This window comes from Bacteroides sp. 2_2_4, from assembly GCF_000157055.1.
Classification (GTDB): Bacteria; Bacteroidota; Bacteroidia; order Bacteroidales; family Bacteroidaceae; genus Bacteroides; species Bacteroides ovatus.
In genome coordinates this window covers 163436-187899 of the sequence record NZ_EQ973359.1, presented here as the reverse complement: position 1 = coordinate 187899, position 24464 = coordinate 163436, and the positions used below count along the sequence as shown (strand labels likewise).

At 40.3% G+C, this 24464-nt stretch carries 15 protein-coding genes; all 15 read left to right on the top strand.

Going from position 1 to position 24464, the window contains the following annotated elements:
* Positions 1-707: 707 nt before the first annotated feature.
* A complete protein-coding gene (locus tag BSCG_RS16395; protein ID WP_008775755.1) occupies positions 708-3677 on the top strand; it encodes a SusC/RagA family TonB-linked outer membrane protein in 2970 nt (989 codons plus the stop codon).
* 20 nt (positions 3678-3697) lie between these two features.
* Complete coding sequence (locus BSCG_RS16400) at positions 3698-5281, top strand: RagB/SusD family nutrient uptake outer membrane protein (RefSeq protein ID WP_008775754.1); 1584 nt, start codon at positions 3698-3700, stop codon at positions 5279-5281.
* A 37-nt stretch (positions 5282-5318) separates the two neighbouring features.
* The gene (locus tag BSCG_RS16405; RefSeq protein WP_008775753.1) at positions 5319-6212 is read left to right on the top strand and encodes a Calx-beta domain-containing protein; all 894 of its coding nucleotides are present in this window, start codon (positions 5319-5321) and stop codon (positions 6210-6212) included.
* Positions 6213-6247: 35 nt separating this feature from the next.
* Positions 6248-6736 carry a TlpA family protein disulfide reductase gene (locus BSCG_RS16410; RefSeq protein WP_008775752.1) on the top strand — a complete coding sequence of 163 codons (489 nt, stop codon included), beginning with the start codon at positions 6248-6250 and terminating at the stop codon, positions 6734-6736.
* 33 nt (positions 6737-6769) lie between these two features.
* Positions 6770-8374 carry a DUF6029 family protein gene (locus BSCG_RS16415; protein ID WP_032849475.1) on the top strand — a complete coding sequence of 535 codons (1605 nt, stop codon included), beginning with the start codon at positions 6770-6772 and terminating at the stop codon, positions 8372-8374.
* Positions 8375-8409: 35 nt separating this feature from the next.
* Positions 8410-9507 carry an Omp28-related outer membrane protein gene (locus BSCG_RS16420; RefSeq protein ID WP_008775750.1) on the top strand — a complete coding sequence of 366 codons (1098 nt, stop codon included), beginning with the start codon at positions 8410-8412 and terminating at the stop codon, positions 9505-9507.
* Positions 9508-9512: 5 nt separating this feature from the next.
* Positions 9513-10631, top strand: coding sequence for an Omp28-related outer membrane protein (locus BSCG_RS16425; protein ID WP_008775749.1), 1119 nt, complete (start codon positions 9513-9515; stop codon positions 10629-10631).
* A gap of 9 nt (positions 10632-10640) precedes the next feature.
* Positions 10641-11696: an Omp28-related outer membrane protein gene (locus BSCG_RS16430; RefSeq protein WP_004313102.1), complete on the top strand. Its 1056-nt coding sequence runs from the start codon at positions 10641-10643 to the stop codon at positions 11694-11696.
* A gap of 21 nt (positions 11697-11717) precedes the next feature.
* A complete protein-coding gene (locus BSCG_RS16435; RefSeq protein WP_008775748.1) occupies positions 11718-13943 on the top strand; it encodes a hypothetical protein in 2226 nt (741 codons plus the stop codon).
* 81 nt (positions 13944-14024) lie between these two features.
* Complete coding sequence (locus tag BSCG_RS16440) at positions 14025-16562, top strand: PL29 family lyase N-terminal domain-containing protein (protein WP_032849505.1); 2538 nt, start codon at positions 14025-14027, stop codon at positions 16560-16562.
* A 29-nt stretch (positions 16563-16591) separates the two neighbouring features.
* Positions 16592-18436 (top strand): S41 family peptidase, encoded by a 1845-nt coding sequence (locus BSCG_RS16445; protein ID WP_032849474.1) that lies wholly within the window; start codon positions 16592-16594, stop codon positions 18434-18436.
* A gap of 107 nt (positions 18437-18543) precedes the next feature.
* Positions 18544-19035: a hypothetical protein gene (locus BSCG_RS16450; protein ID WP_008775745.1), complete on the top strand. Its 492-nt coding sequence runs from the start codon at positions 18544-18546 to the stop codon at positions 19033-19035.
* Between the two features lie 57 nt (positions 19036-19092).
* Complete coding sequence (locus BSCG_RS16455; RefSeq protein ID WP_008775744.1) at positions 19093-21042, top strand: protein-disulfide reductase DsbD family protein; 1950 nt, start codon at positions 19093-19095, stop codon at positions 21040-21042.
* Positions 21043-21463: 421 nt separating this feature from the next.
* On the top strand, positions 21464-22198 hold the full coding sequence (locus BSCG_RS16460) for a DUF5131 family protein (protein ID WP_004313094.1): 735 nt from the start codon (positions 21464-21466) through the stop codon (positions 22196-22198).
* A gap of 140 nt (positions 22199-22338) precedes the next feature.
* Complete coding sequence (locus tag BSCG_RS16465; protein WP_008775743.1) at positions 22339-24435, top strand: glycoside hydrolase family 127 protein; 2097 nt, start codon at positions 22339-22341, stop codon at positions 24433-24435.
* Positions 24436-24464: the final 29 nt, after the last annotated feature.

Genomic DNA, 24464 nt, shown 5'->3' with positions numbered 1-24464 from the left:
TGCAACGAGGTGCTCCTTAAAATCAAGAGATAAAGCTAGAATAAATCTCTCGAAATTTTGAAATCATGAAATAACTTGTTTGTTTTTGATGTAAATAAATAGTACTATTGTATATTTACTTGTTTTTATCTATATAAAGAAATATACAGAGTGTCATATATGAAGAAATTTTAGATGAAGTCTATTTAACATAGTTTAAATGAGCCTCTTTTATATTTCTGATTTTATTTTATGTTTGAGGGAGATTTAAAATATAATTATAATGTAACTGAAAAGTAGAATAGGAAGGAAATCCAAGTAAAATGGCTAATAATAGCTCCTTAAAACGAAAAAGCACTAAGTTCTATCAGAACTTAGTGCTTTTTCATATTCTATTCTTATTAAAATAAATATATAGTTCTTAAAATACAAATTATATCTCTTTTTCGGATTGTATTTATTAACAGTTCCGGTTTGGTATTATATAATGGAACAAAAGTATATATTCTTTTTGCAAAAAACAACGAAAAGACATATTTTTTTTATGGAATAGTCATCTAAATTGATTGAAAAAGTAAAATCAAGCAACATTTCTTTCCAGAATTACATATTTGATGTAAAAACACTACAAAAACAATGGATTATAATTAAGTTCTGATAGAACTTATCTAAGTGTAAAAAGTGAGTTTAAATGTTTTAGGGCTATTTAATAATTTAAAAAGAGATTTATGAAGAAAAAATTAGCGCTGCTATTTGGATACCTTTTTATAGGTATCGGGCTGATAACAGCTCAAACGCAGAAAGTCACGGGGACAGTGATTTCCGATGATGACAAACAACCTGTTGTAGGGGCTTCAATTGTTGTAAAAGGCACTAACTTAGGTACAATAACAGACATAGACGGGCATTTCACATTATTGAATGTGCCAAATTCAGCAAAAATATTACAAATCTCTTATATCGGTATGAAAACGGAGTCGGTTTCTGTTCAACCGACTGTTAGAGTTATCTTAAAGTCTGATACACAACTGATGGATGAAGTTGTTGTGGTAGGTTACGGATCAGCAAAGAAACTAGGGTCAGTAGTCGGTTCGGTAACAACGGTTAATAATAGCAAGATAGCCAATAGACCGGTTGCTAATGCCGGAGATGCATTACAAGGACAAGTTGCCGGTTTACAAGTATTTACTCCCAGTGGAGAACCAAGTGGAAGTGTTGTAATGCGATTGCGTGGAGTCAGCTCGATCAATTCAAATACAGAACCTCTTTTTATTCTCGACGGCTCACCTATATCATCCGGAGCATTTACAGCATTAAATCCGAACGACATCGAAAGCATGACCGTATTGAAAGATGCTTCCTCAACAGCTATATATGGTTCCCGTGCTGCTAACGGGGTAGTAATAATGACTAGCAAGAAAGGAAAAATGGGACAGAAAGCCCGTGTTAGTATCAATGCGCAATATGGCTGGTCGAGAATGACTGGGGATAACATAGAGATGATGAATACCGAACAATGGCTTAACCTGCAGGAAATGCTGGACCCGGGAAAAGCATACGATACTACATTTCAAAAACGGAAAAAGTTCTATATAGATAATGGTATATCTACAGATTGGGCGGATGTCTTCTTCGGAGATGCAGCTCCTACACAACAATATGATGTAAATGTGGTCGGTGGTTCCGAAGGTATCAACTATTATATTTCATTTGGACATTATGATACAGAGGGAATTATGGATGATTCCTCATTGCGCCGTGAGACTTTGCGCAGTAATGTGGAAGTAAAGGTGACCGACTGGCTGAAAGCCGGGATTAACGTGAACCTTTCCTATCAGAAATATAACACGACAACTTTCGGAACGGAAGCTAATAGCGTTTATAATAAAGCGTATGCTGCCCGTATTTATCGTCCTGACCAAACAATAAACGAGATATTGACAGACGAAGAAGGCAACTTTACAGGCTATGGAAAACGATTGGACTATTTTGACGATATGGGATATTATAATCCGTATTACTTGGCAGAACTTCAACCGAATGACCGGAGTACGGTACGTATCAATGGCAATACCTTCTTTAATATAAACCCAATAAAAGGATTGAATATACGTACCTCGCAGGCAGTAGATGCCTTTGATTATCGTAACTCCCATAAAGCCTATCCGGAAGGCCCCTTTGAAGGGGCAGGGGTGGCGTCCGAGTCTTTCGAACGTTATTATTCATTTACTTTCACCAATACAGCGGAATATAAGTTCAGTCTGTCAGACAAGCATCTTTTTACCGTGTTGGCCGGTCAGGAGTCCATTATCACAAAGAATGAAAATTTCTCGGCAACTTCTAAAAAAATGGTAGACTCACGAATGATGCTGATGGCAGCTGGAGCAGAGTCAGAAGTGCCGATACATTCGATGTATGACAAGGTTTTCAATTCTTATTTCGGCACAATCAGTTATAGTTTCGCTGATCGCTATTATGTCGATTTGGCAGCACGGCGGGACGGTTCTTCTCTGTTTGCCAAAAACAACCAGTGGGCAAACTTTTATTCTTTGGGAGCCATGTGGGATATGAGAAAAGAGAATTTCCTGCAGAGCGTTTCATGGTTGAACAGTTTACAGTTGAAAGTGAGCTATGGAACAACTGGTAATTCCGGTATCAGCGCCTATAATGCGTTGGCATTGGTTGGTTCCGGTTTGCTGTATAACGGACAACCGGGTATTGCTCCTTCTACCGTCGGAAATGATAACCTGACATGGGAAAGCATGAAAACACTGAATGTAGGCATCAGTACAAGAGTGTTTGACCGCTTTTCTGTAGAACTGGAATTTTATAACCGTCAGACGGACGATATGTTGATGGGTTATCCATTGTCATACACTACCGGACATGGTAGTAGTGTGGAAAATGTAGCAAGTATGCGTAATCGTGGTTTCGATATTACTCTGGGAGTGGATATTCTGAAAACGAGAGATTTCTCATGGAGTGTCTCCGGGAATCTGAATTATAATAAGAATGAAATAACTAAACTGTTTAACGGATTGGATGAATATACTTTGCCTGATACCGGTTTGAAGATGAAAGTTGGCAAACCTTGGGGAGAATATTACTATGTAAGATGGGCAGGGGTCGATCCGCGTGACGGATATAATACATGGTATGATAAAAATGGAAATCTGACGAAGAGTTACTCCGAAGAAGATGCAGTTTTTGTCGGCAAACAACGCTATGCACCATGGTCCGGTGGCTTTGGCACCCAGTTCGGATGGAAAGGGATTTCTGTTAGTGCCGACTTCTCTTTTATGCTAGGCCAGTATATGTTGAATAATGAGCGCTTTTTTACAGAGAATCCCACTTTTGCAGGTTCGGACAATCAAACTGTAGAAATGCTTACCATGTGGCAGAAGCCGGGAGATATAACCAGAATTGCCACTCCCGACTCCCCGATGCAGTTTGATACGCATTTACTGGAAAATGCTTCATTTATGCGTATGAAAAACCTGACTGTCGGGTACACCCTTCCGGCCAAACTGATTCAGAAAACAGGAGTAATCAGTAACGCCAGAATCTACTTTGTAGGACGTAATTTACTCACAGTGACTAAATATAAAGGATATGACCCGGAAGTAGACAGTAATATCCAATTGGGTAACTATCCCAATACGAAACAATATTCTTTCGGAGTCGAACTAACTTTCTAAAAACATAAAGAATGGTGAATATGAAGAAAATATCTATGATAGCATTGACTATACTGACACTTGGGGTGACTTCTTGTGATATGGATAAAATGCCATACGATGCTGTTCCTACAGAAGAAGCGTTAACGACCATAGTCGGTTTTGAAGAAGCACGTGCCGGTATCTATTCCGTATATTTAGGACTGACAGGAGGAAGCTATGTATTAGCTCCGGAAGTTCAGGCAGATGCCTTTAATGCAGTGGCGGATTTCTCTAATAAATATGGTGAGTTGCACCGTTGGACTTTCGAGAGCACCAACTCTACTGTAGAAACAATCTGGTCGAACTACTATGCCGCTATTGGACGTGTCAACTTCTTTATTGACGGGGTAGGTAAGATCGATGAGAATCCGGAAATCGAATTGACTGAAACCCAGAGACAACAGATTAATGTGTATGAGGGGGAAGCGTATTTTACAAGAGCATACTGCTACTTTTATCTAGCTACTTTATTTTGCCGCGATTACGATGTAGCTACCGCAGCAAGTACTCCGGGACTGCCGCTTCAGGTAAAATATGAGCCTAAACTTTCTGCTACCCAATATCCGGGACGATCTTCATTGGAAGATACTTACAAACAGATATTGGAGGACCTCGAAGAAGCCGAAGAACGTATAGAGACTGCAAAAAATGGCATTGTTGATTATGACAGGTATATTAATGGTGCATACGTGACAGTCAACACGGCTCCCAAGAATTGTGGGAATTATATCACGGTAGATGTAGTGACTGCCTTGAAAGCGCGTGTTGCCCTACAAATGGACGACTATGAAAATGCGGCCAAATATGCAGGTGACCTGGTTAATTCGAACAGATATCCATTATCGAACACAGCAACAGATTTTGAAAGCGTATGGAAGAATGACAAGGGAACGGAAACCATCTGGCAGATTGCCATGACTAGTGCCGACGATGCCGGTGTACCTCTGGGGACTATTTTTATCGGTTATCCGACTACAAAGAAGGATTATATTCCTACACAAACACTGATTGACCTATACAATGAAAAAGATATCCGGCTAAAGACTTATTTCGGGAAATACCACTTAACCGTATCGTCAGGTAATGCGGCGGATATCTATTTCTTTAATAAATATCCGGGCAATGAATATTACAATGCATTAGGAAGCGAAACACGCTATTTGAATCAGCCGAAACCATTCCGAATTGCTGAAATGTATCTGATTGCCACTGAAGCTAATGCAAAGATTGGAACGGCAGCTGCTGTGAAAAAGGGTAATGACGCTTTGAATGCATTAAAAAAAGCGCGAATCGAGGGATGGACTGATGCAACCTACGATCAGGAAGCTTTATTAAATGAAATCATGAACGAACGGGAACGGGAGCTTGTAGGTGAGGGATACCGGTTGATGGACTTGAAACGTTGGGGGAAAGGTGTGAAGCGTGGAAAACCGCAAAGCAAAGGACTGGTGCTTTTCCCGGGACAAGCAAGCACCGATGGACTGGATAAACCTGTGGATGACCAGCGAATGCTTTGGCCCATTCCTAAAACAGAAATGGATGCCAACCCTCAATTGGCAGGTCAGCAGAATCCGGGATATTAATCAATGAATAACGTAAATTATCAAACACTTGAGTAAAATGAACTATCTGAAAATATACACCCTTCTTCTATGTGCCGTTCTGATCGCCGCCTGTTCGGACGATGAGGAACAGTTTAATTCCGGAGCGGCTACGGTAAACTTGCAGGAAACTGCAATGACGGTGAAAGAATCTGCCGGTTTGTGTACTGTGCCTGTTGTTGTGACGGGCGAACATACCGGAACTATCCGTGTGACGTTCGAATTAAAAGATCATAATGCCAAAGAGGATGAAAACTATATTGTCACAACCAAAACGTTACTTATTCCTGCCGGGCAGGAAACAATGAATTTTGAGTTTAAGACCGTTGATGACAAGCTTGTTAATGACGACCGTTCTTTTGATGTTGAAATTGCTGATGTGAAAGGGGCGTCTATTGGTGAGAACAAGCGACTGACAGTGACTATCAAAGACAATGATTCAAGCTTTTATGAAACGCTTTCAGGAACTTGGATATTTACCGGAACGGCTTCTGCCACCAATGTTTCCAATGTGCCAGTGGGATTTTCCGTTAGAATAAATACAGCGGAAGAAGGCACGGAGGCATACGAACACTATCTGGTCTGTTCGAATAAGAATGGATTTGATCCGGATAATGATATTGAATGGGAATTTAGTTGGCGGTTGTATTATGAATATGATTCGGAGGCGCAGAAAACCTACCTGTCCATTGTGCCGGGTGAAGATGTCGCTTCTTATGGCCCGTATACTATTCGTTTCAGGAGACTGGCTTTGGACGGAAGTACTTCTGACGTATATCGCGGAGAATATGATGTTGAAACTAAAACTGTCACTTTCGAGAATGCCAATTTGATAGGCGATATGTATAAGGACGGCTTGATACAAATACAGAAATTCAGGCTATTTGGCTGTAAGATGGAACACATCAGATAAAACAAGATTATTAACATAACAAATAAAAAGAACTTATGAGAGCATTAATTGTCTGCATTACGCTGTTGTTCGCTTTTCTAACTTGTACTATGGCACAAATACCATCAGTCAAGGTTGAAAATACGAAAGGAGCACAGGTAAACACCTCCTCCCTGGTTAATCACAAAACACCTATGATTATTTCTTTTTGGGCAACAACCTGTAAACCATGTATTCGTGAATTGGACGCTATAAATGAACAATTGCCCGATTGGTTGGAAGAAGCCAAATTCCGTGTTGTAGCTGTTTCGACAGATGACAGCCGTTCTACTGCTAAAGCGCGTGCATTGGCAGAGGGACATGGATGGGATGATTTTATCATGTTGTATGATAAAAATCAGGAATTCATGCGAGCTATGAATGTGAGCCTGACTCCACAGGTATATGTAGTGGATGCAGATGGGAAGATTGTCTATTCACACACCGGGTACGCGCCGGGAAGTGAGCTGGAACTACTGAAAGCGATAAAAAAACTACAGAAATAGAAACTGTTATTATTCATAGATAAACGCAATGACATGACTAGAATAAGAATTCAGGTGTTGGCTTTAGTAGCGTTAGCGTCTACTCTAACCTATGCGCAGCAAGATAACAAAAAAGGTTATCTGACAGGGAGCTTTGAAACGAATACGATTTACTACAAGGATGATAGTAAGACAAAAGCAGAATCTCCGGAAGATCATTTCGGTTCGAACAATTATCTGAAACTGGATTACTATCAAGGTAAGTTTGCCGTAGGTGTACAGTTGGAAGCCTATGAACCGGTACTGGTGGGATACCCGACAGAATTGGAGAAAGCAAAACTAACCAACTATTACGTATCTTGGGCCGACAAGGATTTTTCCGTAACAGCGGGTACATTTTATGAGCAGTTTGGGAGTGGACTGCTATTCCGTAGTTGGGAGGACCGTATGCTTGGTTTGAATAATGCGGTGATGGGAGCACGTTTTACCTACAATTACAAGAATATTGTAAGGTTGAAGGCCATTTGGGGAACTCCACGTTTTGGTATGGACTTTTCCGATACACAAGTACGTGGCGTAGATGTAAGTTTCTCCTTATCTGAAATGCTTAGTTGGCAAAATACATCCTTGAGTATCGAAGGAGGGGCATTGAACCGGTATGAGAAAATCAATATCGACCTCGAAGAAGAAGGGGGAAAACCTTATTCGAATGGCTTCTCGGGACGGGTAAATTTTGAACGCTCCGGATTTACAGCGAAAGGTGAATATGTGGACGGTGGCAATAAATATTATAATTTCATCCATGATGACAAACTTTATGCAAGGAAACGTGCCAATGCGCAATTGCTGGAGCTGGGATATAGCGGCAATGGGTTGGGGGTAAATCTGACCGGGCGCCGTTTGGAATGGATGAATAGTGAGATTATTGCCGGTAATGGTTCGACTTCGAATCTGTTGAATTATGTCCCGGCTATGAGTACGCAATATACCTATATGTTGACCAACTTGCATCCTCATACTCCACAAATAGGAGATGTGACAAATGCAGTTAGCGGTGAGATGGGCGGACAATTGGATGTCTTTTATCATTTCAAAAGAGGAACGGTCATTGGAGGTAAACGCGGTTTGAAATTACATGCTAACTTTTCTACCTATTATGCTTTAGAAAAAGAAGGAACAGCCCAGATAGGTAACTTGGCATTTCGTGACTTTAGTGTTGATGTGGAAAAGCAATGGACAAAGTCATTCAAAATGAACTTGCTTTATTCTATGCAAGAATATAGCCCTTCGTACGGAGCGAATAAAACGACTAATCTGTCGAATATTTTTGTAGCAGATTTACAATATAAGTTCACGCCTTCTTTTTCAACTCGCATGGAGTTGCAATACCTAACTACAAAAGAAGATCAGAAGGACTGGATGGCAGCTCTGTTGGAGATAAATTTTGCTCCGGCATGGAGCATTTACGGAAGTGATATGTATAATCACGGCAAGGATAAAATCCATTATTACAATGTGGGAGCCAGTTATGCCAAATCACGTACGCGTATAGCCTTGAGTTATGGTCGTAACAAGGAAGGGTACGTCTGCTCTGGTGGAGTTTGCCGGACGATTCCTAAATATACAGGTGCTAACCTGACTATAACTACTTCATTTTGAGTTCATCGAAACATTTATTAATTAGAATATAGAATATGAGAAAATTTACAATGTTTTTTATGTCAAGTCTGATATGCTTGTGCGGATGTTTTACAGCGTGCAGCGGCAATTCTGACGACAATGGTGAAGAGCCGGATAACGGCGAAGTGACAGGACCTATTACTTTGACTGTGGATAAAGCCAAGATTGAAGCCAATGGAACAGATATGGCGACTTTTACGGTGACTGATGCTAATGGAAAAGTACTGACGACTTCCGAATATATGAAGAATGTATATTTTGAAGATGTAACTACCGGTGATTATTTGGAGAGACGGACCAATACGTTCTCGGCAGTAGAGAACGGGACACATAAGTTTAAGGCATATTACCTGGACTGGGAGTCGGATGAAGTTTCCGTAACCGCACAGAATCGTAAGAATTATGAACTTTTCTATCGTAAAGTAGGTGTCTTCAAAATGACGGGAACTTGGTGTACCTATTGTCCGGCCATGACTTCGGCATTAAAGAAAGTGGAAGAACTGATGCCGGGACGTATGGTAAAAATGGCTTTTCATTCTTCCAGCAGTTCCGCCACTGACCCGTTCCATTTGTCACAGACAAGCACAATCATGGGCCGTTTTGGAGCGTCCGGTTTTCCTACCTGTATCTATGATTTGAAAGTCATGTCGATAGACAGGAACGTGAGTGCTATCAAACAGACTTTACAAAGTCAAATCCGACAATATCCGGCAACCTGTGGAATTAAGGTAAATACATCTTATAATTCTTCTATGGGTGAGATTACGGTGGATGCCGCACTGAAGTCGAGCTTGGGAGGAGAATATGACCTTGTTTATGTCTTGGTGACTGATGGCTTAACAGCATCCGGAGGAAATGAGACCTCGTACGATTATACAGTAAGAGCTATTTCCAACAATTACCTGTCGATGTCAACCGACGGACGGTTTACTGTGAAGGCAAACGAGGAGCACACTGCCGCAACTTTCAGCATTTCTAATGCAAAGAACCTGAATCCTGCCACATCGCGTGTAGTGGTTTATGCATTGCGTAAAGTGGATGACGCATATATGGTGGATAATATAACCGAATGTTCTATCAATGGTAGCATAGACTATCTCTATAATGATTGAGGCTTATGAAAAAAATATACTCGACAATTCTACCAATTGTAATGATCCTTTGTTTAGCAATGCTGTCATCCTGTTCCGGCAATTCGGACGAAACGGAGAATGGAGGGACGGATGACGGCATTTTGCGTATTACAGCTGATAAGACGGCTATACAGGCAGATGGAGTAGAAAAAGTGACCTTCACGGTCAAACTGGGTACAAAAGATGTAAGTGAAGAAAGTACAATGAACCTGATTTTGGTAAAGGAATCGGGAGAGGAAAACCTGGATTATGGTGTTCGTGCTTTCAGCACTTCAGTGCCGGGTACGTATGTCTTTAAAGCCCGCTATTATGAAGGAAAAGCAATGGTCAGTGAAAATGAAGTGACCGTTCAGGTTGCTCCCGTATCAGGAGGAACCAGCTATTATCATAAATTACTGGGGATGCAGTTTACTTCTATCGGGTGCCAGGCCTGTCCGGCACTTAGTACTACATTGAAAGCAATTCAGACTGAACAACCGGGGCGATTGGCTATCGCTTCTTTCCACATGGATTTCGGAGGAATGACGGATCCCATGAGTACAGCAGCTACCAATAATTACCGGACTAATATTCTCGGTAATTTCTCGGGACTGCCTCGTTTCTTTTACAATCTGCGTAAGGGTACTAAAGAAATGATCAGTATCAAGAGTCAGATTGAAGAAGAGCTTCAGAAAGGATTAAGTAACTATCCGGCTTCTTGTGGGGTAGCTGTTGAGTCTGTGTATAATGCTTCTGACCGTACAGTGAAGATTACTGGCAAATTAACTTCCAACGTAACAAACACTTATCGTTGTTTGATTTATCTGGTAGAGGATGGAATCAAATACTTTCAAACGAATGGCGCGAATGATTATACGCATAATAATGTGGTGCGCGCAGTGGTGTCCACATCATTGAACGGCGACCGTTTTAATGGGGAAGTAAATGCGGGAGTGGAATCTACCATGCAACGATCTTATCAGTTGGAACCGGGATGGAATGTGGATAATATGCGTGTGATAGTGTCGATGCTGACAACTTTGGATGGAGGAAAGACTTATACGTGTAACAATGTAAATGAGTGTAAACTTGGAGAATCAGCAGATTACTTGTATAACGAATAAAGAAGAGTTATGTGTATAAATGTCTATAAAATAATATTGCTGGTCTGTATGTGCTGTGTGGGAATATGCTGGATTTCTTGTTCAGGCAATTCCGATGATTCGGAGCAGACGGAAGTGATTTTGAGTGTCGATAAAAATACGTTGACTGCGGACGGAAAGGATATTATAACCTTTACGGTAATGCATGCGGGAATAGATGTAACTGCTGATGCAATCATCCGTTCCGTGATGGACGGACAAACTTTGGATGGAAATACCTTTTCTACTTCTAAAGCCGGAACCTACGCTTTTGAGGCATCTTATGGCAACTATGTATCCAAATTGGTAACGGTTGTTGCGAGTGCCGCACCGGGTACACCTTCTAAGTTTGTAAGACGCATTTGTGCAATGGAGTTTACCGGAACTTGGTGTGCTATGTGTCCGGCAGGAATGACACGCCTGAACTATCTGATAAGTTCGAGTTATGAGGGAATTGTTTATCTGATGTCATTCCATGTCGATGGGACAAGTGCCGATCCGATGACAATCGAACAGTCTTCGATCCTTTCCAGAAAGTTTGCTATCTCCGGTTATCCTTCATGTGTGGTCGATATGCGTGAGGCAATGGGATTGTCTGAAAATTATAGTGTCATGCGAGCTGTATTTAATAAGTCTTTGGAAGAGTATCCCGCGTCTTGCGGAGTGGCCATCCAGTCACAATATAACGGACAGGCTGATGTGACGGTAAGCGTTAAATCGGAAAAAGGCGCTGAATATCGTTTGATTTTATATGCGGTAGAAAACGGATTGAAATATCAACAAAATGACGGGGGAGTTTATCGTGATTACACACATAACCATGTGGTACGTAAATTACTGTCTGCTACCGTTGATGGCGATAAATTGGGACATATAGCAGCCGGTAAAGAGAAAAGCATAAGTTATACTGTTATAATGGAAGAAGGATGGAATGCGGAGAATCTTTCTTTTTATGCATTGGTTACCGATGAAAACGGATATGTAAATAATTTGGCTGTCTGCAAGGCTATTGATGGCGATGCCGATTATGAATATGTAAATGATTAATCACATTTATCACTTTTAATTATGAAGAAGAATTTATTTAGTTTATTACTCATGTTGGGATTTATCTTTGTGATAAGTCCTATGGTCCTTTCGTGTTCGGATAGTGATGAACCGGGTGTAGAACCTGATGTACCAGTGAATCCGGATGTTCCGCTTCCTCCAAATCCGACACCAATAAGATGGGTTGAGAATGAAGTGGACGGTGGCGAACGTGGAGTAGGTATAAAAGTTACCAGTAACACTGAACATAATTTTGTATTTGAGTGTACTCCGGGTTCTAAAGTCCAATCTTATCGGTTGGATGTATATCCTTTATGTCGTATGTACAATTACTTATTCGAAAGTGTAGGGACAGGAGTACAAGCAACAGAGGAAGAGGTGGAAGATTTGATAATGGAGGCTATCTATAATTCTGAGGGGGCGGGTGCTTATACATTCAATAGGCAAACATTGGGAGACAGTTACCCGAATACTGAATTTGACTGGGTAAATTCTAAATATTCCCAATCAGAAATAGTGCCGGGAGCGGAATATTTGATTATAACGGTAGGCTGCAATGATGAGGGCGGACAGACGCCTGCAGACATGAAAATTTGTTATTTGAAGACGCCGGTTCAGAGTGTGATAGGCACTCCTCGTGTGGATATTGATGTTACTACAAGTTATCATGCAGTTGGTATACAATATCTCCCCAATACGGACAGTAAGTATTTCTATCAGTTCTGTGGAGATTCAGAACCTATTGATGCATTTATAAATACGTATGGAAAGTCGATGTATATAGACTTTATGAGACACTGGATTCAAAAAGCGGAAGATGCACAGGTTCCTCAAGAGGAATTGTATTATACGGTGGATTTTGGTTATACAGCAGATGCGAAAAGAATGATAACCGCTACCAGCATCGGGCTGGATGAGAACAAGACTCCGGGTGAATATGTCCGTCAGGACTTTCATTTGAAAGAAATAGACCCGAATGCAGAATTGCCGGAATGTAATCTACAAATTAGTAGGATTGGTGCTTCCATGGTTGATTTGAATGTGGAAATGAAAGACAATTGCGTTGCCATGTTTTATCGTATATTTAAAGCTTCTGACTGGGCTCCTTATGAAAATGCAGATGAAGCAACCATGACCACTTTGGCACGAACTTTAGACCAGGAGGGATGGGGTGTGAAAAATACGAATTTCGCTCAAAAAGGTTCCTATAAAGGTACAGAATTCCAATTTGATTTGCTTCCTGATGCTCCTTATGTCGTGGCTTACATTGGGCGTAATGAGTATGGGCAGTTATCCAAAGAAGTAAAGCATGCTTCATTTTCTACCAAAGCGCGTATTACTGATACTCCGGATGCATCTGAAGCTGATATTGATATAACGATCACTGATCCGGGACGTACAAGTCTGAAACTGAATTATTCTTATAATCAGAAAACGGCTGTATTCTATCATCAGTATATTATGACACCGGATTTACTGGAAGATGCTAATAAAGCGGAATTAATCAATTATTTACTGTCTGAAGACTCTAATGTATGGCCTGCTGATGCAACAGGAGGAGTGGAAAGCTTTACTTGGACAGGATTGGACCCGGCTACTGAATATACGTTCGCATATATGGCTGAAGACTGGAATGGTGTGTTGACGGATGTGAAGATTGTAAAAGCTACTACTGAAGCAATTGTGGCAGGTCCGAATCCAACTATGGAATTACGTGCATATATGAGTGAAATGAATAATTTCACTGTCCAGTTTTCCATTATAAAGGATGTGGCTAAAGTTTATCATACAATTCTTGAAGATACGTATTCTGCAAGTGGTGATTATACCTATCAGGAGTGTATGGATGTATGGAAGGAACATTGTTTGGATTATGGCTTGACAACAGTAAATTCAACGACTCAATCATACGATAAGACAAGTGAAGCCAAACGTTTAGTTGCTTTATGTGTACCAATTGGGGCAGATAGTGATGGCAATGAAGTTATTGGTGATCTTTATACTGTATTCTATGATAAAGATAAAGGTATCATTACTGATCCTTCTGTATTGTTCCCGGATGCTCCGAAATCAGTAAAGGGTATGATAGGAACAACAAAACCACAAGTTATAAAGAAAGATAGACAGATTCCTGCAAATACGATTATTAAGGAGAAAGTAGATAAGAGTGCTCCTGGTGCGATGATGAGCGGAAGTACTATTTATCTTGATTTGAAAAAACTGGGTAAACATCCTCACGCCAAATAAATAGTATTGGCGCAATTATTCCGCACGATAGCGTGAAAGTCTGTCGTGCGGTTTTCTCTAATCATCTAAATTATCATGGATATGAGAAGAAAATATTTTTTATGTAGTATGGGGAAATATGTATGTTTCCTGGCAGTATGTGTGGTAATGTTGTCGTCATGTTATAATGACGATGATTTAAAAAACTCAATTTCCGGTCTGGAAGACCGCATGGATAAGTTGGAAGCTTCGTTACAAAGTGTACAGACGGATATTTCCACATTGAAGACACTGACAGATGCTTTATCTCAAAATAAATCAATCGCTTCTGTATTGGAGAATGAAGACGGAAGTTATACAATTAAGTTTTCAGATAAGACAGAAGTAACTATTCGTAATGGTGAAAATGGGGAGGATGCTCCGCAAATAACCGTGATAAAGAACGAAGAGGATGGTATCTATTATTGGGGAATAACTAGTACAGACGGTAAAAAGACATTCTTGAAAGATGGAGAAGGAAAAATGATGCCTGTAACGGCTGCCGCTCCTAAAATTCGCATTAATACGAATACGAAAGAGTGGGAGATTTCTACGGACGGTGGCAAGACTTGGGAACTTACCGGTGTTTACGCGTCCGGAGAAGGAACGGGAGATACCTCTCTTTTTAGTGGAGTTAGTCAGGATGATGATTATGCGTATTTTACTCTGAAAGATGGCACAATATTAAAGTTGTCGAAATCTAAGGAACTGAAATGTGATATATTGTCCGGAAAGCAATACTTTACGAACGGTGAGGAGAAATTGATTTCAGTTGAAATGAGTGGAATTTCGAAGTATACCGTAACAAAACCTGATGGTTGGCAAGCTTCCCTGACAGGAAAAGGGCTGACTATTACTGCTCCTGTGGCAGAAAATCAGTATGCAGAGACGAGTGGCAAAGTAGCTATAATGGCTGTTGCATCCAACGGACAGAGTATTATCGCAGAGATTCCCGTAATCATAGGGGATGCTCCTATAGTTATATCTACTGTGGGGCAGACAGTTTCTACTACTTTGATGAATGGCATAGAAATGTATTATTTGGGAGTATTGGAAATCAATGAATATAGTGCAGAGGCTGTAGCAGAATTAGTAAACGGATATACTGCCCGTATGTATATGAAGACAGAGGCTCTTGATAAAATGCCGTTGGCTGAACTGATAGGTAAGGATCCCGAAGCTGGAAAGACGTATATGATTTGGGCAGTACCTTCATCTGAGGCTGGTAGTGCATATTTGCCTGATGATGTGATTGCCAGCGTGATTAAGACTGCTGCAACTGTAGAACTGAAGGTTTCGGATATTACTTTTGAAGGTGCAACGGTTTCTGCAATTAGAAAGGGCTGTGACGTTTTTTACACAGGGATTGTAGATAAGTCCAATTATTCACCAGAAGGGGTTATTGACGATTTGGCTTATGGTGGCGGAACTAAACAGTATTCGGATTATAATGGGCCATTGGAGGGAAAAGTGTTGGATTTTCTTCCGAAAGTAATACCAGGAACAACATACGTACTTTGGGCTATCCCTTATAAAGAAGAAAAGGGGTATAAAACAGAAGAACTAGTAGCGGTGGAGATTCCCGTTCCTGCGTTAACGTATGACGGAACGGCAACCATAAATATCGGTAATATTGTTGCTACAGTTTCAAGTGTTAGTGCGACCATTACTCCGGGAACTGACTGTTATAAGTTCTATTATTCTTATATGAAAGAACAGACTTTGGCAAATTATAGCACTGACAAAGAGGTTATTTCCTATCTTATTACAAACGGAGATTCTTCCAAAGAGGCAAAAAACTTTGAAAGAGCTTCTTTAGAACCGGGAACAAAAGGCTTTTTGGTTGCAGTAGCATTGAATGAGAAAGGACAACTCGGGTCATTAGTCAAAGTGCAAGCTGATTCCAAGGAAATATCCTATAATTCTTCTATTTCGGTGGATGTGGCAATAGAGGCAGGAACCGTGTCTACAACACTAACACTGACCCCGACCGGAAATCCGGTGAAATTCCGTTATGTCCACATGAAATTGAGTGATTTCAAAAGCTATCCGTATTGGGGAAATGAAGAAACAGTAAAGCAAGCATTAATTATGAATGGTAATGTTACTGAAATTGTTGCTGCTGAACTGAAGAATCATCAACTGGTGATTGAGGATATTGCATTTAATTCAGAATATGTACTGTTCATGATAGCAGTTGATGCTGATGGTAATCCTTCTTCGACTGTGACAAAGAAGGAATATACAAGTGCAAAGCCGACTTATGTGCGAAAAGAAAGGGACGCCGATTTGTGGAATGCCAGTGTTCCGGAAGTAACAATTGACAAGATAGAAAAAGACAAATTCTACACCGTTTCTTATACTGTGAAACCGAAGTCTGCCTGCAAAGTCTTTTATGTATTTGCAGGGCCAGCAGATTACCTGACTGGTATGTATGATGAACAAATCAGGTATGTGATGCAAAATGGTGTAAAACAAACAACAACTTATTCGGGAAGTACTTATGGAACATTGCCAACTAATATCAATGTTACCTGGATAGATGAAGAAGGACGTTTTTACGAGGTTTCTAAAACTGTAGTAGATGCTCCGACGCAATAATTTTAATTTCTAATTTAATAAAATAATAGATGAAAAACTTATTTAATAGCTTTTATAGTGTAGTATTGCTTGCTTTGTGTCTGATTGCTTTCAGTAATTGTTCGGATAGTGATGACGGAGGAGAAGTTGGCGGTACGGATAATGGAATCACTGCAATTAGCAGTGAAATGGAAAAGACTGTTTCACTTTATGGGGAGACTGTTGAGATCTCGTTTACTGCTTCTGGAAAATGGACTCCTTCTTTACAATACTCTACAGGATCGGACTGGGCGGCTATTACTAATACCAGTGGTAATTCTGCTGCCGGTAAAGGAGGATTTAGGGTAAAAGTTGATAAAAATGAAGCCGGACAGGAACGAATACTGACAGTACTTGTGCAAGTTGAGGGATATAAAACACCTGAAGTTGTATGTACTATAACACAATCAGGATCTGGTGACGTATCTTCTGCGGATATTGCTTTAAACGAATTTATGCATAACTATTTGAAGGAACATTATCTATTCAAGGATGAGTATAATACACTGGAAGTTGATTGCAAAAATGTTTCGTATGATAACTTTTTATCTACCTACCTTCTGAAGATGAAAACAAATACAGAAGATGGAGGAATTTCCCGTGCATATTCTGTGAATGCCGGTCAACGTTATATTTATTCATATATTGAAAAAGTGGGTTCTAGCGATACTCGTGCCACAACTCGTGCTACAAGCATGGTAGGAACAGGATTAGGAACATTTTTCTCTTCCTATATGGCAGATAGAACGACAATCGGTTTGTCTATTGGATATGTATTTGTTGATTCTCCTGCAGCAAAAGCTGGATTAAGACGCGGTGATGTAATTGTTGCTGTGAATGGGGTAACTTTGAATAAAAACAACTACCAGCAATACATGAATGCATTATATTATGCAAGTGGAGGAGAATCATTCAATATTGGATATAGACGCTATGTGCCTAATGAAGATTTGCAAAAATATGAATTGGTAGATGGAAGTGTTATTTTGACGACAGGTACTTATAATAACAATCCGGTACTTTATTCTATGTTTATAAAAGAAAAAGAAGGTAATTTGAATGTGGCTTACCTTGTTTATCAAGGTTTTGATTTGAATTATGCGGAAGAGTTAAAATATATGATACAGCAGTTCAAAACGGAAGGTATTACCGATTTAATCTTGGATTTACGTTATAATTACGGAGGTGCGGTTGAATTGTCACGCTATTTATCAGCTTCTATTGCAGGTTCTTCACATCGTTCTGATGTTTTCATGAGGATGCAACGTAGTTCTGGTGCAGATGAGTATATTCGGTTTGGTGATGGAGATGATTTAGGTTTGAATTCCATACGGATTATCTGCTCGGAAGAGACAGCTTCTTCCAGTGAATTGGTAATTAGTGGATTAAGAGGAATTGATTTCCCTGTAAAACTATTTGGTAGTCGTACTGAAGGAAAAAATGTTGGTATGGAGGTGCAAGAGTATAAATATGGTAACTCTTATTACGAATTTGCTCCGATTACTTTCCGTTCGTTCAATGCAAAGGATTGGGGGGATTATGCCGATGGAATTGAGCCAGATGTAATGCTGAATAATCAAAATGCAGACTATACGGATGATATTGATAATGCGTTTCCGTATGCTTTTGGAGATTGGGATAACTTCGATTTCAATTTACCATTATGGTATGCTTTGTGTGATATTCAAGGAGTGGATCCCAATACAGGCAAAGCTAAAGTTCGCAGTGGAAAGATGAAAATGGAACGTCCACAAATGGATGAAATTCAAAGATTACCGTCTGTGTCTGTGAAACGCTCAATAGGAACTTTTGGCTCGCTCATTTACAACAAGCCGGAAGTAGAAAACTTATATTAGTAAGACTAAATCTCTTGTGAAATAAATTTTCTCTTAAGTTAAAGGGGATGCTTCTCGATAAGGTGTTAGTGAGAGCATCCCCATTTTGCTTCATAAATGTATTGAGAATGAATATACTTAAACAAATATATGAGATATATGAATATCTGTTTTATCGAACATATATATGGCAGCTTAGATTGTGGGGAGAAAAGCGGTCGCCAGAAGTAGCAGGGTTATTACTACCGACCTCATTGTTTACTTTTGTTTTTGTTGGCCCAATAGTTGGAGTATTACATTCATTGGAAGTACAAAACAATGAAGAGTTAGGTATACTTTTGGCTGTTATATTCACTTTTGCTGCTCATAGATTATTTGTTAGCGATGGACGATATTTGTCTATTTCTGATAAATATCGTAATGAAACTAAAGAAAAACAACGACAACGTATGAAACAAGTTTGGATTTTTTTAGCAATAAATCTTATTTGGGTAATATTCTGTATCTTCTTATTCATCAAAGTGATACCCCCGCCATCAAATGCAGATACTTCTAATAAGAATCCTTCTCCAGAATATATAGAGATGCTGAAAGATATAAGGGACCAACGACCACAATAGAATATGAACAGTGAAATAAATTTGTTGTATAATAGATTATAATTTAGAACTTAGAAAATGAGAATTATTTTATTTTTATTAGTAGGTTGGTACACAATCGGGAATATACAAGCACAAATCAAAGAGCCTGTAAAGTTCAAAAATGAGTTGAAAATGACATCTGAAACGGAAGCGGAAATCGTGTTTACTGCTTCGATAGAGAAAGGATGGCATGTGTATTCGACCGGGCTAGGGGATGATAGGCCTATTTCCGCTACTTTTAACATCAATGCGAGTAATCATGTAGAAACAATGGGTAAATTGCAACCTATTGGAAAAGAAATCAGCATCTATGATAAGATGTTCGAGATGAATGTGCGCTATTTTGAAGATACGGTACAGTTTATCCAAAAAGTGAAATTTACAGGAAATGATTACTTTATGGATGGGTTTCTGGAGTTTGGAGCTTGTAACGATGAGAGCTGTTTACCTCCGACTCAAATTCCTTTTAAATATGGGAAAAAAGCAGAAGCAGATATAATAGTTACAAAAGGGGAGGAAGAGGCTCCGGTAAATGTGGTAGAGAAGCAATCGGAAAGTGATCTTTGGAAACCGGTAATCAATGAATTGCAGGTGTTAGGTGAAGAACATTCTCAAGAGGATAAATCTTGGTTGTATGTCTTTGTCACTGGATTTCTTGGCGGATTATTGGCTTTGTTCACTCCCTGCGTATGGCCGATTATTCCTATGACTGTGAGTTTTTTCCTGAAAAGAAACAAGGATAAGAAGAAAGGGATTCGGGATGCATGGACTTATGGTGCTTCAATTGTCGTGATTTATGTAACACTGGGATTAGCAATTACTTTAATATTTGGTGCCAGTGCATTGAACGCTTTATCAACAAACGCCGTATTCAACATCCTTTTCTTCCTGATGTTGGTTGTTTTTGCAGCTTCTTTCTTTGGGGCATTTGAACTTACTTTACCTTCTAAATGGAGCAATGCAGTGGACAGCAAAGCGGAAGCGACGAGTGGCCTATTAAGTATTTTTTTGATGGCGTTTACGTTATCTCTGGTGTCTTTCTCTTGCACAGGGCCGATTATCGGCTTTCTGCTCGTACAGGTTTCTACGACAGGTAGCGTGATTGCTCCTGCTATCGGAATGTTAGGCTTTGCCATCGCTTTGGCTTTACCATTCACACTGTTTGCTCTTTTTCCTTCGTGGCTGAAATCAATGCCTAAGTCAGGAGGGTGGATGAATGTAATTAAAGTGATATTGGGCTTTCTGGAACTGGCTTTTGCTTTGAAATTTTTGTCGGTTGCGGACTTAGCCTATGGTTGGAGAATCTTGGATAGGGAAACTTTCCTTGCGTTATGGATTGTGATTTTCGGACTGATGGGGTTATATCTGTTGGGAAAGATCAAGTTTCCGCATGACGGTGATGAAAACAGGGTAGGCGTGGGGCGCTTCTTTCTTGCGCTTGTTTCTTTAGCATTTGCTGTATATATGATTCCCGGACTTTGGGGGGCACCTTTGAAAGCTGTTAGTGCATTTGCTCCTCCTGTGATGACACAAGACTTTAATTTATATTCGAATGAGGTCCACCCCAAATTCAAGGATTATGAAATCGGTATGGAGTATGCACGACAACAAGGAATGCCTGTGATGATCGATTTTACTGGATATGGTTGTGTGAATTGTCGTAAGATGGAGGCGGCTGTGTGGACAGACAGTAAAGTGGGTGGTATCATCAATGATAAGTATGTACTTATCTCTTTGTATGTGGATGATAAAACTCCATTGAATGAGCCTATAAATGTTGTGGAGAATGATACGGAACGCACTTTACGAACAGTAGGCGATAAATGGAGCTATCTGCAACGGGTGAAGTTTGGAGCAAATGCCCAACCTTTTTATGTATTGCTGGATAATGACGGTAATCCGTTGAATAAATCTTATGCATATAATGAAGATATTCCAAAATATATAGAGTTCCTGCAGGAAGGGCTGGAGCGATATGTGAAATGATGGATATTAGACATTCAGCTTGTATGTTTTGGCTTATAGCTAAAGTTTGGAATGAGAAAAAGAATAATTCTTTTTGGGCATTTTCATAGAAATACATAGAATAGTGTTATCTTTGTAAAGTGACATCGGGTTTAATAGAGCAAATTGTATAATAATATTTGTATATGACATATAAGCAGCATGAGGGCGAAAATTTCTGCTGTGATGCTCTGAATTACATGATCTGAAAATGTGAATGTTGCCCTTGTCAAGATGGGCAGATTAAGATAAAGATCCCTCGTGGATCGGCTGCCTGTGAAGGTCGCTCTATTGTTTGTTTTGTTTGTGTTTTGGTGCACCTTTTTTCTGATAAAGAATAAGGTGCACTCTTTTTATAGTTATGTATATGTAATATTAAATATATTTTTGAAGAAAAAAGGAGATGGGTGAAAAAGCTTCAATGTGGAATCTTTGGCACGGCTGTCACAAATTAAGTGAAGGTTGCCGTCATTGCTATGTATACCGGACGGATGGTAAATATGGAAAAGACAGTTCGGTGGTGACAAAGACAGAAAAGTTCGATTTACCCTTGCAGCGTAAAAAGAATGGTACGTATAAGATACCTTCGGGGAATTTGGTATATACCTGTTTTACTTCAGATTTTCTCATTGAAGATGCAGATGAATGGCGTGCCGAAGCGTGGGAGATGATGCGGATACGGCAGGATCTTCGTTTCCTCTTTATCACTAAGCGGATAGACCGGTTGCAACAGTGTCTGCCTCCCGATTGGGGAGATGGCTATGACAATGTGACCATCTGCTGCACGATGGAGAACCAGGATAGAGTGGATTATCGTTTACCTATTTATAAAGAAATACCTATTAAACATAAAATCATTATCTGCGAGCCGCTTCTTAGTCGGATTGATTTCAGAGGTGAGCTGGGAGAGTGGGTGGAACAGGTAGTGGCAGGAGGAGAGTCAGGCAAAGAAGTCCGAGTATGTGACTACGAGTGGGTATTGGATATCCGGCAGCAATGTATAGATGCGAATGTCGGTTTTTGGTTTAAGCAGACAGGGAGTTATTTATTAAAAGACGGACATGAATATAAGGTTGCACGACAATTTCAACATTCGCAGGCGAGAAAGGCGGAGTTGAATTATACACCTGATAAATAAGAAATAAAGATTAATATAGATCTTTTTTACTGAAAGCGAGGGTTGCTTAGCAATCTTCGCTTTCGTTTTATTGAGTACAAAATACGGATAATCACGTCTTTTTATAAAGATATTGTGTAAATTTTAAATTATCCATATTAATGAAACAGATAAAACTGTTACTTCTTTTAGCTTCCGCCTCCGTTACGGGAGCACTTGCGCAAAGCAATGGATTGACGGATATGAGTCAGAGCCGTTTTGCGAAGATGGCGAATACCGGAATCAGTGCCGTACATTGGACAGATGGATTCTGGGGAGATCGCTTTCAGGTATTTAGCCGGACTTCCCTGCAAAGTATGTGGAACACTTGGAACACGCCGGAGATCTCTCACGGTTTCCGTAATTTTGAGATTGCTGCCGGTGTGTGTAAGGGTGAACATTGGGGACCTCCGTTCCACGACGGGGATATGTATAAATGGATGGAGGGTGTGGCTTCTGTCTATGCTGTCAACAAAGATCCGGAACTGGATAAGTTAATGGATAACTTTATTACTTGTGTCGTAAAAGCCCAACGTGCAGATGGTTATATACATACGCCTGTTGTTATCGAAGAACTGAATAAAGGCATTGACTCTCATGCATTAGGGGATCAGCATAAACAAACGGTCATTGGAACGAAAGTAGGTGACGAGAATGAAAAAGGAGCTTTTGCCAATCGGCTGAACTTTGAAACATATAATCTGGGACATCTGATGATGGCAGGTATTATTCATCGTCGTGCCACCGGAAAGACTACTCTTTTTGATGCTGCCGTAAAAGCAACGGATTTTCTTTGCCACTTTTACGAAACGGCTTCTGCCGAACTGGCTCGCAATGCCATTTGCCCTTCACATTATATGGGAGTGGTCGAAATGTATCGTGCTACGGAAAATCCCCGTTATCTGGAACTTTCGAAGAACCTGATTGATATTCGCGGTATGGTGGAAAACGGAACGGATGATAATCAGGATCGTATTCCTTTCCGCGACCAATATCGTGCAATGGGGCATGCCGTACGTGCAAATTATCTGTATGCAGGAGTAGCGGATGTATATGCCGAGACAGGCGAACAACAATTGATGAAAAATTTGACTAGTATCTGGAATGATATTGTGACCCGGAAGATGTACGTGACCGGAGCTTGTGGTGCTCTTTATGATGGAACGTCACCGGACGGGACTTGCTATGAGCCGGATAGTATTCAGAAGGTACATCAGAGCTACGGACGTCCTTATCAGTTGCCGAATAGTACAGCGCACAATGAAACATGTGCCAATATCGGAAATATGCTTTTCAACTGGCGTATGCTGGAAGTGACAGGGGATGCGAAATATGCTGACCTTGTAGAGACTTGTCTTTATAATAGCGTATTGAGCGGTATCAGTCTGGACGGAAAGAAATATTTCTATACCAATCCGCTTCGTATCAGTGCCGATCTTCCTTACACGCTTCGTTGGCCGAAAGAACGGACGGAATATATCAGTTGTTTCTGTTGCCCGCCGAATACATTGCGTACATTGTGTCAGGCACAGAATTACGCCTACACATTGAGTCCGGAAGGCATTTACTGTAACTTGTATGGTGCAAATACGCTGACTACGACTTGGAAAGACAAAGGAGAACTGACATTAACACAAGAGACGGATTATCCCTGGGAAGGAAAGGTACGTGTAACGTTGGATAGAGTTCCTCGTAAAGCAGGTGCTTTCTCGCTCTTCTTACGTATTCCTGAATGGTGCGAAAAGACTACGCTCACAGTGAATGGACAGCCGCTGCAAACCAATGCAAAGGCAAATTCGTATGCGGAAGTAAATCGTACATGGAAGAAGGGGGATGTAGTGGAGCTGGTGATGGATATGCCTGTCCGTTTGCTCGAAGCTCATCCGTTAGCAGAGGAGATTCGTAATCAGGTGGTCGTGAAGCGCGGGCCGTTGGTGTACTGTCTGGAAAGTATGGATATTGCAAACGGGGAAAAGATTGATAATGTATTGATTCCCGCTGATATAAAACTAACTCCGAAGAAAATCACAATCGAAGGCAGTCCGATTGTTGCACTCGAAGGGATGGCACGTCTGGCATCTGCAACTTCGTGGGAAGGAGTGCTTTACCGGCCGGTTGTTCAGGCTGAAAAGACAGTAAATATCCGTTTGATTCCTTATTATGCCTGGGGAAACAGAGGAAAGGGAGAAATGACTGTATGGATGCCTCTTGCCAGATAATCCGGATTGTTTAGTATACAGAAATGAAA

Excerpts from the sequence above, each read along its gene's own strand:
- BSCG_RS16395 (WP_008775755.1), top strand. The coding sequence starts at position 708 with ATGAAGAAAAAATTAGCGCTGCTATTTGGATACCTTTTTATAGGTATC.
- BSCG_RS16400 (WP_008775754.1), top strand. The coding sequence starts at position 3,698 with ATGAAGAAAATATCTATGATAGCATTGACTATACTGACACTTGGGGTG.
- BSCG_RS16405 (WP_008775753.1), top strand. The coding sequence starts at position 5,319 with ATGAACTATCTGAAAATATACACCCTTCTTCTATGTGCCGTTCTGATC.
- BSCG_RS16410 (WP_008775752.1), top strand. The coding sequence starts at position 6,248 with ATGAGAGCATTAATTGTCTGCATTACGCTGTTGTTCGCTTTTCTAACT.
- BSCG_RS16415 (WP_032849475.1), top strand. The coding sequence starts at position 6,770 with ATGACTAGAATAAGAATTCAGGTGTTGGCTTTAGTAGCGTTAGCGTCT.
- BSCG_RS16420 (WP_008775750.1), top strand. The coding sequence starts at position 8,410 with ATGAGAAAATTTACAATGTTTTTTATGTCAAGTCTGATATGCTTGTGC.
- BSCG_RS16425 (WP_008775749.1), top strand. The coding sequence starts at position 9,513 with ATGAAAAAAATATACTCGACAATTCTACCAATTGTAATGATCCTTTGT.
- BSCG_RS16430 (WP_004313102.1), top strand. The coding sequence starts at position 10,641 with ATGTGTATAAATGTCTATAAAATAATATTGCTGGTCTGTATGTGCTGT.
- BSCG_RS16435 (WP_008775748.1), top strand. The coding sequence starts at position 11,718 with ATGAAGAAGAATTTATTTAGTTTATTACTCATGTTGGGATTTATCTTT.
- BSCG_RS16440 (WP_032849505.1), top strand. The coding sequence starts at position 14,025 with ATGAGAAGAAAATATTTTTTATGTAGTATGGGGAAATATGTATGTTTC.
- BSCG_RS16445 (WP_032849474.1), top strand. The coding sequence starts at position 16,592 with ATGAAAAACTTATTTAATAGCTTTTATAGTGTAGTATTGCTTGCTTTG.
- BSCG_RS16450 (WP_008775745.1), top strand. The coding sequence starts at position 18,544 with ATGAATATACTTAAACAAATATATGAGATATATGAATATCTGTTTTAT.
- BSCG_RS16455 (WP_008775744.1), top strand. The coding sequence starts at position 19,093 with ATGAGAATTATTTTATTTTTATTAGTAGGTTGGTACACAATCGGGAAT.
- BSCG_RS16460 (WP_004313094.1), top strand. The coding sequence starts at position 21,464 with ATGGGTGAAAAAGCTTCAATGTGGAATCTTTGGCACGGCTGTCACAAA.
- BSCG_RS16465 (WP_008775743.1), top strand. The coding sequence starts at position 22,339 with ATGAAACAGATAAAACTGTTACTTCTTTTAGCTTCCGCCTCCGTTACG.